We start from the raw sequence: 13,198 nt of genomic DNA, 5'->3' as shown, positions 1-13,198 counted from the left end.
TAATTAACTTTAATATGTTATAATACCTCCGAAGAAGGGAGGATTTTTTTTGAACAATACTAGTATTTTTGAAGGCTTAAATGAAGCCCAGCATGAGGCTGTAACCACTACTCATGGCCCGCTTTTAATTATTGCAGGTGCAGGTTCTGGCAAGACCAGGGTTCTTACTCATAGAATTGCCTATCTTTTAGAAATCCAAAATGTCCAACCATGGCAGATTTTGGCTATTACCTTTACTAATAAAGCAGCAAGTGAAATGAAACAAAGGCTGGAAAAGCTTATTGGGCCAACTGCTAATGATATGTGGGTCAGCACCTTTCACTCAGCCTGTGTACGTATTTTAAGAAGACATGCTAAAGAAATCGGTTTTAACAGTAGTTTTGTTATTTACGATACGTCTGATAAGGAAACATTAATAAAGCAGTGTCTTAAGCAGCTGGACATAGATCCCAAGCAGTTTTCTCCCAAGGCTATTTCAGCAACAATCAGTAATGCAAAAAATGAATTAAAAAATGCCCAGAAGTTTTACAAGGGTGCTAACGATTACTATACGGAGGTTGTTGCTAGAGTTTACAAGGTATATGAGGAAAAGCTGGAAGCCAATAATGCCTTTGATTTTGATGACCTTTTAATGAAAACTGTTGAGCTGCTGCAGTTTAATGAACAAGTTTTGGAATTTTACCAGAACAAATTTAGTTATATTTTAATAGATGAATATCAGGATACTAACCGTGCCCAATACATCTTTGTTAATCTGCTGGCTAAAAAGCATAAAAATCTTTGTGTTGTGGGAGATCCGGACCAGTCTATTTATCGCTGGCGAGGAGCTGACATAAATAATATACTTAGCTTTGAAAGGGATTATCCCGAGGCCAAGGTTGTAAAGCTGGAGCAAAATTACCGATCTACTGCGTGCATCCTTAATGCTGCAAATTCTGTGATAAAAAACAATGCTGGACGCAAGGACAAAAATCTATGGACCAATAAACCCAATGGGGACAAGGTATTTCTTATACATGCAGAGGATGAACAGGATGAAGCCTTTAAGGTTGTATCCCAAATAATAGAACTAAAAACCTCCTGTAATTTACTTTATGGAGATATGGCAGTCTTATATAGAGCCCATGCCCAGTCCAGGGCTATAGAAGAAGAACTGGTGAGGAATAATATCAGCTATCAGATTTTTGGGGGAACCAAATTCTATGACAGAAAAGAGATAAAGGATATTTTAGCCTATTTAAGGATACTTGTGAATAGGGATGATGATTTAAGCCTGGCACGAATTATAAATGTTCCTAAAAGGGGTATAGGGGCAGCTACCTGGGCAAGGGTTGAAGATTATGCCCTGGATATGAAAATATCCACGTTTGATGCATTATTCCACATTAACCGCATACCTGGCCTTTCTGGCAGGGCAAGCAAACAGCTGCAGGAATTTAGAGAGCTAATGGCTCAGTTCCGTAAACAAATGGAGGCATTATCTGTAAAGGAGCTAACCTCTCAGATCTTAAATGAAACGGGGTATCTGGAGGCTCTCATTCAGGAAGATACGATAGAGGCCGAAACCAGACGTGATAACTTAAAAGAATTTCTCAATGTTACTGCAAATTATGACAGGAATAATCCCAAGGGATCCCTGGAGGAGTTTCTGGCTGAGGTATCTTTGGTTACAGATATTGATAACTATGTTGATGACGTGGACAAGCTGGTCCTCATGACCCTTCACACTGCTAAAGGCCTCGAGTTTCCTGTAGTTTTTATCCTTGGTATGGAAGAGGGCACCTTTCCTCACTTTCGTTCATTAGAAAGTGATCATGAAATGGAGGAGGAAAGAAGACTCTGTTATGTAGGAATGACAAGGGCAGAGGAAAAACTCTTTTTATCCTATGCAAATAGAAGGTTTATGTATGGTGAGACTTATTCAAAGATCCCATCACGATTCCTGGAGGAAATCCCCGAGGAATATATTGACAACCCGCCTAAAAAAGAAACCATTTCAGCTAGCAGCTTCTTTTCAAGCAGACCAGCTAAAGCAGCACCAAGAAATGACTACCTGCTAGGTGACAAGGTTTCTCATAAAAAATGGGGCGAGGGAGTTGTTGTAGAAGTAAAACCTGGGGACACTGTTATTAAGGTAGCCTTTCCCAATCAGGGTATTAAAAGCCTTGATGTAAGCTTTGCTCCCTTAGAGGTAATATCAAAAAAATAATTGCAGTAAAGGTCAACCTTTGTCATTTTAAAGAAGGTGGTGTGGTTACCATGGAGACACAAGAATTAAAAGAAATGAAGGAACTAATTAGAAAACTAAGGGAATACAACTATTATTATTATACTTTAGACGCACCCCTGGTGAGTGATAGGGAATATGACGAGCTTTATGACAAGCTTGTCTTGCTAGAAAAGAAAACCGGAATAATTCTGCCAGATTCCCCTGCTCAACGGGTAGGTGGAGATGTTTTAAAAGGTTTTGCTGACCATAAACATATTACTCCCCTGCTAAGTCTGGATAAGGTTAAATGTAAAGAGGACTTAACCAGTTGGGAAGCAAGGGTAAAAAAATTAATCCAGCATCCAATGGAGGAAGAAGAAGTAGAATATGTAGTTGAGTTGAAATTTGATGGATTAACCATAAACCTGACCTATGACAAAGGCAATCTTGTCCAGGCAGCCACAAGGGGCAATGGTGAGGTGGGAGAAGTAATACTTGAACAAGTAAAGACAATCAAATCTATCCCATTAACAATAGATTTTAAGGGCAAATTTGAGGTTCAGGGAGAAGCCTTGATGCGGTTGTCTGTTTTAGAAGAATATAATAAAACTGCAGATGAGCCTCTAAAAAATGCCAGGAATGCAGCTGCCGGTGCTGTGAGAAACCTTGACCCCAAAGTAACTGCCAAAAGAAACTTAAGTGCTTTTTTTTATAACCTTGGCTATTATGAAGGGATTAGCTTTTCCACCCACATGGAAACCATTGAATTCCTCAAGGATAATAGAATACCTGTGAGCCCCTACATAAAGAAATGTTCAAATATGGAAGAAGTTATTGAATATTTGACCTATCTGGAAAGAAGCAGAGATAATCTGGACTTTCTAATAGACGGAGTTGTTATCAAGGTTAATCAGCTTGAATTAAGAGACAGGCTGGGCAGCACGGGTAAATTTCCCCGCTGGGCCATTGCTTATAAATTCGAAGCTCTAGAAGTAACCACAGTGTTAAAACAGGTCATCTGGAACGTGGGAAGAACCGGCAAGGTAACTCCAATAGCCTTATTTGAATCAGTGGATATTGGTGGGGTTACCGTGCAAAGGGCAACATTAAATAACTGGGAAGATATTTTAAGAAAAAATGTTGCTATAGGCTCAAGGGTATGGCTTAGAAGGTCAAATGACGTTATTCCTGAAATCATGGGGCGTGTAGAGGATAACCCTGGCGAGCATGAGGTGCCCATAGAAAAACCATCTGAATGTCCAGCTTGTGGGAGCACACTAGTTGAAAAAGGACCCAATCTCTATTGTGAAAACTCTCTATCATGCAGACCCCAGCTGGTTTCAAGAATTGTTCATTTTACCAGCAGGGACGCAATGAATATAGAAGGGTTTAGTAAAAAAACTGCTGGGCTCTTGTTTGATGCCCTTGATTTAAGAGACATATCAGATTTATATGCCCTTGAGTATGAAAAGCTTTATGGACTGGAAGGTTTTAAAGAAAAAAAGACCCAGAACCTTCTAGACGCCATTGAAAACAGCAAAAAACCAGCCCTTTCAGCATTTATTTATGCCCTTGGTATTGACCATGTAGGAAAAAATACTGCCAGGACCCTGGCTGATAGGTTTAAGTCACTAGATGGCATCATGAACGCAAGCTGCGAAGAATTAAGAGAGATACAGGATATTGGTGATGTAGTTGCACAAAGTATTATTAATTTCTTTAAAGATAAAAGAATCCGTCAAAGCATCCAGAATCTCCTTGACAAGGGCATCAGACCGCAAAATCTTGAAAGCCCGGCTGATGATGCAGAAGGCGATCTAGCATTGGCAGGCAAAAAAATTGTGTTAACTGGCAAACTAGAGGACTTTACTAGAAATGAAGCGGCGGAGCTCATAGAAAAGGCTGGGGGAACAGTTGTAAGTTCAGTGAGCAGGGCTGTTGACTATGTAGTTGTTGGTGAAGATGCCGGTTCCAAGGCCCAAAAAGCAGCGCAGTTAATTGAAGAAGGGAAAGCTCCCACCCTGAAGATTATCAACGAAAGTGAGTTTAAACAGCTTTTAAAACCAAATTTGGAAAAGAAATATAGATAATATGGAACCAAGGACCACAAGCAATAGATTAAAATTAAAGTAGGCCAGCAGCACTGCAGCAGAGGCACCAACTATACTGTAGGTGAAGTTACCTGTAGAATAAAATATTCCAGGTATAATTAAAGCACCAAGGGCTGCATAGGGGATGTTTCCTAAAAACTGCTGTATTTTAGGAGAAAGCTTAAGCTCATGTAAAAAAATTAATGGAAATATCCTGGGCAGAAGGGTTACTGCTGCCATTGCTAGAATTAACAGAAAGTAATTGTCCATTATTTTTTGCCTCCTTTAAAACAGAATGTCCCTATAAGTGCTCCAGTGATTGTTGCCAGGATTATGCTCCATCCTACAGAAAGATAATTATATAAAATTAAATTAGTTATTCCTGCAGCAATAGCAATTACAGCTACTTTTATAGATTTTTTCATGCTTGGAACTAGAAGCCCTATAAACATTGCGTAGAGGCCAATACCCATACTGGACTGGAGCATGGGAGGCATGCCTGCAGCAAGGATCACTCCAAGGCCTGTGCCAAATGCCCAGGCAGTATAGGCTGTAAAGTTAAGACCCAGCAAAAAGGCAGCACCAAGCTTTCCTGGCTGCAGTGATGCCAGGGAGAAGGTCTCATCAGTTATGCCAAAGCCTATTGCAGCCAGCAGCCCTTTTCTCATGGGGGCAAATTTAGTCACCAGGGAAGAGCTCATTAAAAAATGTCTAAAATTTAAAATAAAGGTGGTTACCACTATCTCAGCAAAGGGAACTCCCATGGCAATAAGATTTACTCCAACAAACTGACTGGCCCCAGCAAACACAAATAGGGACATTGACAGGGCCTGTACAAGGGTCAGACCCGCAGCCTGGGCAATAACCCCAAAGGTAACAGCAATGGGTATATAGCCTACTGCAATAGGTAACGAGGCAATGATTCCATCCTTTAGTCCCTTCTTCTCATAAGAAATATTTAAATTGTCCTGGCTAATGCTTTTTACAGTCAATTTGCAAACCTCCAGTTATATACACATTACTGAATATATATTACTTTTCCACTTAAAGTATATAATACAACAAAACTACTACCATGGGGTAGTAGTTTTAAACTTAATTATTTTAGACATTTATTCACATTGGAAGATTTTTTTCCATGGCAAAAATAAGAACAAATAAAGCCTAAAAATGTCATATTTCCTTAAATGGTATTTTTAAAATTTTGCGGCCTTAGAATAAACCACAAAACTGCTCCTCCTACAAAACCACCAATATGAGCCCACCAGGCAACCATTTGTCCGGCTCCAAAGGCAGTCAACCCACTAACCAGTTGGAGAACAAACCATAGAACCAGGAATAAGAGTGCAGGAACAGTAACAATTGTAACAAAAATCCCAAGGGGTACCAGGGCGAGAACCTTTGCCTTTGGAAAGGCTATAAAATATGCTCCCAATACTCCTGCTATGGCACCACTGGCACCAATTGTTGGAATGGTTGATACGGGATTTGTTGCAATGTGAGCCAGGTTTCCCAGGAGTCCTGCTGCCAGGTAGAAAAAGATGAAGTTTAGTTTACCCAGCTTATCTTCAATATTATCACCAAAAACCCACAGATAAAGCATATTTCCTATGATATGCAAAAAGCTGCCATGTAAAAACATTGAAGAAAATAGGGGAATTATCCAAAAAGGTTCGCTTAAAAAAAGTGCAGGCAAAAAGTTGGTTGTATAGACCTTGGGTATAACTCCAAAGGTATGAATTAAACGATTCAAACCTTCCTGGGGCAAACTTAATTGATAAACAAAAATTAATATGTTTACCAAAACCAAGGTAACAGTAACTATTGGAAAGTTCTTAGCCTTGGTACTATCTCTTAAAGGTATCATAAAAAAACCACGTCCAATCTATTGCTTTAAATTATATACGCATTATAACACTATTACTACAGCGAAAGGTTATTCGTTTCGTTACATGGGGACAACGCCATGGGGACGGTTCCATCGTCTTCCCTTCGGACCTTCGTTGCACTACGGTGACGCTCGAACCGTCCCCATGGCTCCGCCAATTGCTAAATTTCGCTGTAGTACTATAATAGTATTCCCAAAAGCATTAGGTTAATGTTTTTATCCTTACTTCCTTAAGTTGCACCAGAAGGTTTGTTTTGCTATAATTGAATAGGTATTTTGTCAGAAAATAGCATTGCTTTAAGAGAGGGTGAAATTATGTCCATAAGCAAAAAAGAGGTTGAACATGTTGCATTATTAGCCAGACTTCAATTGTCAGAAGAGGAAGCAAATAGCTATACAGAACAATTAAACTCCATACTGGGATGGGTTGAAAAGCTGAATCAACTGGATGTTTCTGAGATTGAACCTACAGCCCATGTACTTCCCATGTCAAATGTTTTTAGAGAAGATAAAGTAACTACATCATTCACCATGGAAAAAGCCCTGGCCAATGCCCCTGATGCCAAGGATTCCTTTTTCAGGGTTCCCAAGATTGTGTAAAGAGGAGGTAAGGTATGGAGTTATATAATTATACCATTACAGGAATACAAGATAAAATAAAAAACAGGGAAGTAAGTGTTACAGAAGTTACCCAGGCAGTTTTGGAAAGAATTGAGCAGCTTGATAATAAAATAAAAGCATTTATTACAGTTACAGCAGATGAGGCCCTCCAGGAGGCCAAAAGAGTAGATGACGAATTACATAAGGGCAGCCAGCTGCCGCCGCTAGCTGGAATTCCCATGGCTGTAAAAGATAACATTTGTATAGATGGTATAAAAACCACCTGTGCATCTAAAATCCTTGAAAACTTTATAGCTCCCTATAGCGCTACAGTTATACAAAAGCTAAGGAGTCAGAAAACAATTCTTTTAGGCAAGCTTAATATGGACGAATTTGCAATGGGTTCTTCTACAGAAAACTCAGGCTTTTTTAAAACAGCCAATCCTTGGGATTTAAACAAGGTTCCAGGGGGCTCTAGTGGAGGCTCGGCAGCTAGTGTTGCAGCTGATGAGGCATTCTTTACCCTCGGCTCAGATACAGGAGGTAGTATTCGTCAGCCTGCTGCGTTCTGCGGTGTTGTAGGTCTTAAGCCAACCTACGGTAGAGTATCCAGATATGGATTAGTTGCTTTTGCATCATCCTTGGACCAAATAGGACCAGTAACAAAAACAGTCGAGGATGCAGCTATAGTATTAGAAGCAATTTCGGGACAAGACTTTTTTGATTCTACCTCGGCAGATGTACCAGTTGACAACTATCAGAAGCACCTAGGTCAGGATGTTAAGGGTTTAAAAATAGGCATTCCCAGGGAATACTTTCCTGAAGAACTTAATCCCCAGATTAAAGAAGCTGTATTAAAAGCAGCAGCACAGCTTGAGGATATGGGTGCTATAGTAGAGGAATGCAGCTTACCACATACTGAGCATGCTCTAACTTCCTATTATATAATAGCTCCGGCGGAAGCAAGTTCAAATCTGGCTAGATTTGATGGGGTTCGATATGGCTACAGAAGTCCAGATGCAGAAGACTTGCTAAGCATGTACAGGAGAACACGTCAGGAGGGCTTTGGGCCAGAAGTTAAAAGAAGGATTATGCTGGGTACATATGTTTTAAGTTCAGGCTATTATGATGCATACTACTTACGTGCCCAGAAGGTAAGAACCCTTGTTAAAAATGATTTTGACAAAGCATTTGATCAATATGACTGTTTATTAACACCCATATCTCCAATAAATGCCTTTAACCTGGGAGAAAAGGTGGACGACCCATTATCAATGTATTTAGCTGATTTATTTACAATACCTGCAAATATGGCAGGCATCCCGGCTATTTCTATTCCCTGTGGTTTTAGTGAAGGCTTGCCAGTTGGCTTGCAGCTAATGGGTAAAGCCTTTGATGAAAAGACAATTCTCAAGGCTGCTTTTGCATATGAGCAGAGTACTGACTGGCATAAAAGCAAGCCAGGCATATAACTAAACAGGGTTAGGAGAGATGATAATGTATGAAGCTGTTATAGGCCTAGAGGTCCATGTGGAGCTGAAAACAGAAAGTAAAATATTTTGCGGCTGCAGCACCAGGTTTGGTGCTCAGGCAAATAGCCAGGTTTGTCCTATTTGTTTGGGTATGCCTGGTATTCTTCCAAGGTTAAATAAACAGGCAGTAGAACATGCAATGCTGGCTTGTCTTAGCCTTAATTGTGACATAACCAGACATGGCAGACTAGACAGGAAAAACTACTATTATGCTGATATGCCCAAGGGCTATCAGGTCAGCCAGGTTCACTCCCCTATAGGGTTAAGAGGCCATGTTGAAATAGAAACAGAAGAAGGTACTAAAAAAATAGGCATTAGACAAATACATTTAGAAGAGGATGCCGGAAAGCTGGTTCATGAGGGGGAAACCATATCAGTTGCCCAGGGATCACTGGTGGATTTAAACAGGACAGGAGTTCCCCTTATTGAGATAGTATCAGATCCAGACATTAGAACCCCTGAAGAAGCTGTTGCGTATCTTGACAGCTTGAAAGCAGTACTTCAATATATAGGGGTATCAGATTGTAAAATGGAAGAGGGCTCTTTAAGATGTGATGGAAACATTTCAGTTAGGCCAAAGGGCAGTACTGAATTTGGCCCAAAGGCTGAGATAAAGAACCTTAATTCCTTTAAGTCATTACAAAAGTCATTGGAGTACGAAATAAACAGGCAGATCAAGACCCTGCAAAAGGGCGAGAAGGTAGTCCAGGAAACAAGGACATGGGATGAAAACAAGGAAATAACCCTGTCCCTTAGAAACAAAGAATTCCCCGACTACAGGGTTTTTGCTGATCCTGAGCTGGGATATATTGAGATAGATGATGCCTGGTTAGAGGCTGTAAAGGCCAGGGTGCCTGAGCTGCCAAGGGCAAAAAGGCAAAGATTTATTGAGAAGCTAGGTCTGCCGGCCTATGATGCAGAAATTCTCACAAAAGATAAAGAACTTGCAGGATTTTTTGAAGAAACATTGAAATATTATCTGGATGCTAAAAAGCTCAGCAACTGGATAATGGCTGAATTCATGAAATTGTTAAATGCAAGCCAGAGTACTCCTTCACAAAGTCTGGTAAAGCCGGAGGATTTGGCCAGTCTTTTGAAAAATATTGATAAAGGTGAAATAAGCCATAAAATTGCCAAGTCAGTATTTGATGAGATGTTCTCCACAGGTAAAAAACCTGAAGAGATTATTAAAGAAAAGGGATATGCTCAAATAAGTGATCAGGGGCAGCTGCAGGCCATTGTTGAAAAGGTTGTGGCAGGTAATCCTAAGTCAGTGGAAGACTATTATAATGGAAAAGAAAAAGCGTTAGGATTTCTGGTTGGTCAAATCATGAAGGAAACGAAAGGTCAGGCCAATCCCCAGCTTGTTAACGATTTAATTAAAGAACATTTGGCGAAGTAGTCAAATTAAAGGTCAGGATGCTGATTCTTGGCCTTTTTTTGTATTCTTAGGGTAAATAAAAGGAAAAACTAACTTATTAAAGAGAGTTTAGTCATTGGGAGAGATGAATATGTATGAAGCAGTAATAGGTCTGGAGGTCCATGTTGAATTAAAAACTAAAAGCAAGATATTCTGCGGCTGCAGTACAGAATTTGGTGCCAAGGCTAATACCCAGGTATGTCCTGTTTGCCTTGGTATGCCAGGAGTATTGCCAGTACTAAATAAAAAGGTGGTAGAATATGCTATTTTAGCTGGCTTGAGTCTCAACTGTCAAATTGCAGAATTTAGCAAACTAGATAGAAAGAATTACTTTTACCCTGATTTACCCAAGGCTTATCAGATCAGCCAATACGACCTGCCCCTTTGCAAAAATGGATATTTGGAAATTGAAGCTGGCCATATATTAAAAAGAATTGGCATAACTAGAATACACATTGAAGAGGATGCCAGCAAGCTAACCCATGAGGGAGATACCATTTCCCAGGCCGAGGCTTCCCTGGTGGATTTCAACAGGGGAGGTGTTCCCCTAATTGAAATTGTATCTGAACCTGATTTAAGCTCACCGCAGGAAGCCGTTGAATACCTGGCTAATCTCAAGGCAATTCTTCAGTATATAGATATCTCAGATTGTAAAATGGAGGAGGGTTCTCTGCGCTGTGATGGAAATATTTCCATCAGGCCAGTTGGCGCTAAAGAATTTGGGATCAGAACTGAGATCAAAAACATAAACTCTTTTAAGGCATTACAAAAAGCCCTTGAGTATGAAATAGAAAGGCAGAAGAGTATTTTACAATCTGGAGAAAAAGTAATCCAGGAAACAAGAACATGGGACGAAAGCAGGGGTATAACACTTCCATTAAGAAGTAAAGAGGAAGCTCATGACTATAGATACTTTCCTGAGCCTGACCTTGTACCAATAAAAGTTGACAGTAAGTGGTTGAATTCAATAAAAGCAGCTTTACCAGAATTACCCCAGGCTAAAAAAGTTAGATTTGTGGAAGATTTTGGTCTGCCTGTTTATGATGCTGAAGTTCTTACAAAGGATAAAGAACTGGCTCAATATTTTGAGGAGGCTCTCCCCAGCTACAATGACCCCAAGAAGCTTAGCAACTGGATCATGGCAGAATTTTTACGCCTGCTTAATGCAGAGCAAATATCTGTTAGTGAAAGCCTGGTAAAGCCCAAGGAGATGGCGGAGCTGTTAAATCTAGTTGAAGAAGGGATTATTAGTGGAAAGATTGCCAAGGAAGTATTTGAAGACATGTTCAAAACTGGGGAAAAACCCCAGCAGATAATCTTAGAAAGGAATCTAGGGCAAATTAGTGATGAAGGCAAGTTAAGGGAGATTGTAAAAGAAGTAGTTAGGAATAATTCAAAATCTGTTGAAGATTTTCGCTCTGGAAAGGAAAAGGCTTTTGGTTTTTTAGTGGGACAAATCATGAAAGAAACCAAAGGCCAGGCAAACCCCCAGCTGGTAAATTCAATATTAAAAGAATTCCTAAAACAGAAGTAAAAGATTTAAAACTAAATTTAAAACTAATTTATACTAATTTAAGGATATTTACCTCTTATAATTACAATAAAAAACAAAATACTATTAAAGAGAAGATAAAAAATTGTAGAAGAGGTGAATTTAAAAAATGGTAGACCATCGAAAAAGCAGATTTGCAGCTACTGATGAAAGGTTAAGGGGCATGCGTGAAGCTGACTATTATGGCGGTGTAGTTGTAGATCCCATGCCAGTTACATCTGATGAAGAAGTTACTTTTTTATACTATGGCTTACTGGCCAATGATGGAGCAGATCAGGTCTATATGCATTGCGGGTATGGCAACCCTAAAAACTGGGAACAAATACAGGATATCCGCATGGAAAAAACAGCTAGAGGTTGGGCAAAAACCCTACCAATTGAGGATAAGGGTAGGTTTAATTTCTGTTTTAAAGATAGTGCCAATAACTGGGACAATAACAATGGAATAAACTGGACCTTTGAAATTCACAATGGCTAAAGCGAGGAAACTCGCTTTTTTGTTTTTTATTTGACCAAAAACCTGGTTTCACCGGATAAAAAAACCTAATATTTCAAACAATAAACCTAATAATTCATAAAACAATATATCCGGAGGTAATTGGATTGTGAAAATTTTAATGCTCTCTTGGGAATATCCACCTCAAAGTGTTGGTGGACTTGCACGACATGTTAAAGATTTATCGTTGGCACTTGGCGAATTAGTTAATGAGGTACATATATTAACAAGAGGAGCCGAGGAGGCTTCCTTTTATGAGGAAAACCAAGGTATACATATTCATCGAGTGTATTCACTTCCCTTGCAGACTCCAGATTTTATGCATTGGGTTAGTCAGTTGAATTTTGCCTTGATAGAAAAGGGTATAGAGATTTTACAGAATAATGAATTTGACATTATCCATGGGCATGATTGGCTTGTGGCCTATGCCGCCCGAGTGTTAAAGCATTCTTACAAGCTGCCCCTGGTTGCTACCATTCATGCAACTGAAGCCGGAAGGAATCATGGGCTGCATTCGCCGCTTCAAAACTTTATTCATAGTATTGAGTGGTTTCTTGGTTATGAATCATGGAAGGTGATAGTATGCAGCAAGCATATGGAGGGGGAAGTTAAGGGACTATTTGGTTTGCCACAAGACAAAATTGTAAGAATTCCTAATGGTGTTTATGTAAAGCAGTTTGCTGAATTAGATAAGTTTAATCATAACTGGAGTATAGACTCATTAGCTTCTGTGGTAAGGGATAATGAAAAGGTCCTTTTCTTTGTTGGAAGGCTTGTGAGAGAAAAGGGGGTACATATTTTAATTGATTCCCTTCCCCTGCTTTTGCAGGAGTTTCCAGAAATAAAGTTGATAGTTGCAGGTACAGGGCCAATGGAGGGTCAATTAAAGCATCAGGTAAAACGAATGGGCCTTGAGCATAAGGTGCATTTTACAGGATACATTGATGACACATTATTAAAGCAGCTTTTCAAAAGGGCTGATATTGCTGTTTTCCCCAGCCTTTATGAACCGTTTGGCATTGTGGCACTTGAGGCCATGGCCTCTGCAACACCAGTAATTGTATCCGATACAGGAGGCTTAAGTGAAATTGTAAGTCATGGTAAGAACGGCTTAAAATTTATTCCAGGCAACCCAAATTCACTTGCTGATCAGGTAAAAGCAATTTTAAGAGATGAAAAGTTTGCCCAAAGTTTAGCAGCTACTGCAAGTGAAAATGTAATAAGTGAGTACGACTGGTCATCAATTGCCAAAAAGACTCATACAGTTTATGAGAGTATAAAAGAAGAATATGAAAAGAGTGATTGGTATATGGAAAAAAACCTGCCAAAGAAGCTAATTGTATCCCCAAATACAGCATTAAATACAATGCGAAATCCATCAAGAAATATACTAAATTAGGAGGTTACCATT

Annotated in this window: 11 protein-coding genes; 8 read left to right on the top strand and 3 right to left on the bottom strand. The window is 39.6% G+C overall.

Annotation, left to right across the window (positions count from 1 at the left end; all coding sequences use genetic code 11):
• Positions 1-49 precede the first annotated feature (49 nt).
• Both pcrA and ligA read left to right on the top strand, forming a co-directional pair.
• Positions 50-2,209 (top strand): DNA helicase PcrA, encoded by a 2,160-nt coding sequence (gene pcrA / locus K364_RS0103890; RefSeq protein ID WP_028306918.1) that lies wholly within the window; start codon positions 50-52, stop codon positions 2,207-2,209.
• 50 nt (positions 2,210-2,259) lie between these two features.
• Complete coding sequence (ligA, locus tag K364_RS0103885; protein ID WP_028306917.1) at positions 2,260-4,299, top strand: NAD-dependent DNA ligase LigA; 2,040 nt, start codon at positions 2,260-2,262, stop codon at positions 4,297-4,299.
• On the opposite strand, the gene K364_RS0103880 is transcribed toward ligA, so the two are convergent.
• From K364_RS0103880 to K364_RS0103870, 3 genes are all read right to left on the bottom strand, one after another.
• Entirely contained in the window at positions 4,267-4,569 is a 303-nt protein-coding gene (locus K364_RS0103880; protein WP_035267878.1) for an AzlD domain-containing protein, read from the bottom strand. The two genes, ligA and K364_RS0103880, sit on opposite strands and share 33 nt — an antisense overlap.
• Positions 4,569-5,291, bottom strand: a complete 723-nt coding sequence (locus K364_RS0103875; protein ID WP_035267875.1) for an AzlC family ABC transporter permease — start codon at positions 5,289-5,291, stop codon at positions 4,569-4,571. The genes K364_RS0103880 and K364_RS0103875 overlap by 1 nt, the downstream gene beginning before the upstream one ends.
• A gap of 191 nt (positions 5,292-5,482) precedes the next feature.
• Complete coding sequence (locus tag K364_RS0103870; RefSeq protein WP_028306914.1) at positions 5,483-6,166, bottom strand: rhomboid family intramembrane serine protease; 684 nt, start codon at positions 6,164-6,166, stop codon at positions 5,483-5,485.
• A gap of 336 nt (positions 6,167-6,502) precedes the next feature.
• Here K364_RS0103870 and gatC point away from each other — a divergent pair, with 336 nt between their 5' ends.
• The 6 genes from gatC to K364_RS22790 all read left to right on the top strand — a co-directional run bounded on the left by gatC (position 6,503) and on the right by K364_RS22790 (position 13,186).
• Complete coding sequence (gatC, locus tag K364_RS0103865; RefSeq protein WP_028306913.1) at positions 6,503-6,787, top strand: Asp-tRNA(Asn)/Glu-tRNA(Gln) amidotransferase subunit GatC; 285 nt, start codon at positions 6,503-6,505, stop codon at positions 6,785-6,787.
• A gap of 14 nt (positions 6,788-6,801) precedes the next feature.
• Positions 6,802-8,259 (top strand): Asp-tRNA(Asn)/Glu-tRNA(Gln) amidotransferase subunit GatA, encoded by a 1,458-nt coding sequence (gene gatA, locus K364_RS0103860; protein ID WP_028306912.1) that lies wholly within the window; start codon positions 6,802-6,804, stop codon positions 8,257-8,259.
• 19 nt (positions 8,260-8,278) lie between these two features.
• Positions 8,279-9,721 (top strand): Asp-tRNA(Asn)/Glu-tRNA(Gln) amidotransferase subunit GatB, encoded by a 1,443-nt coding sequence (gene gatB / locus K364_RS0103855; RefSeq protein WP_028306911.1) that lies wholly within the window; start codon positions 8,279-8,281, stop codon positions 9,719-9,721.
• A 103-nt stretch (positions 9,722-9,824) separates the two neighbouring features.
• Complete coding sequence (gatB, locus tag K364_RS0103850) at positions 9,825-11,273, top strand: Asp-tRNA(Asn)/Glu-tRNA(Gln) amidotransferase subunit GatB (protein ID WP_028306910.1); 1,449 nt, start codon at positions 9,825-9,827, stop codon at positions 11,271-11,273.
• A gap of 127 nt (positions 11,274-11,400) precedes the next feature.
• Positions 11,401-11,769, top strand: coding sequence for a carbohydrate-binding protein (locus tag K364_RS0103845; RefSeq protein ID WP_028306909.1), 369 nt, complete (start codon positions 11,401-11,403; stop codon positions 11,767-11,769).
• 127 nt (positions 11,770-11,896) lie between these two features.
• Positions 11,897-13,186, top strand: coding sequence for a glycosyltransferase family 4 protein (locus tag K364_RS22790; RefSeq protein ID WP_084295475.1), 1,290 nt, complete (start codon positions 11,897-11,899; stop codon positions 13,184-13,186).
• Positions 13,187-13,198 lie beyond the last annotated feature (12 nt).

It is taken from the genome of Desulfitibacter alkalitolerans DSM 16504 (assembly GCF_000620305.1).
GTDB classification, from domain to species: Bacteria; Bacillota; DSM-16504; order Desulfitibacterales; family Desulfitibacteraceae; genus Desulfitibacter; species Desulfitibacter alkalitolerans.
This window is presented reverse-complemented; position numbering and strand designations above follow the sequence as displayed.

Bases quoted from the DNA above. Each gene is read 5' to 3' on its own strand.
- ligA (WP_028306917.1), top strand. From the start codon at position 2,260: ATGGAGACACAAGAATTAAAAGAAATGAAGGAACTAATTAGAAAACTA.
- K364_RS0103880 (WP_035267878.1), bottom strand. From the start codon at position 4,569: ATGGACAATTACTTTCTGTTAATTCTAGCAATGGCAGCAGTAACCCTT.
- K364_RS0103870 (WP_028306914.1), bottom strand. From the start codon at position 6,166: ATGATACCTTTAAGAGATAGTACCAAGGCTAAGAACTTTCCAATAGTT.
- gatC (WP_028306913.1), top strand. From the start codon at position 6,503: ATGTCCATAAGCAAAAAAGAGGTTGAACATGTTGCATTATTAGCCAGA.
- gatA (WP_028306912.1), top strand. From the start codon at position 6,802: ATGGAGTTATATAATTATACCATTACAGGAATACAAGATAAAATAAAA.
- gatB (WP_028306911.1), top strand. From the start codon at position 8,279: ATGATAATGTATGAAGCTGTTATAGGCCTAGAGGTCCATGTGGAGCTG.
- gatB (WP_028306910.1), top strand. From the start codon at position 9,825: ATGAATATGTATGAAGCAGTAATAGGTCTGGAGGTCCATGTTGAATTA.
- K364_RS0103845 (WP_028306909.1), top strand. From the start codon at position 11,401: ATGGTAGACCATCGAAAAAGCAGATTTGCAGCTACTGATGAAAGGTTA.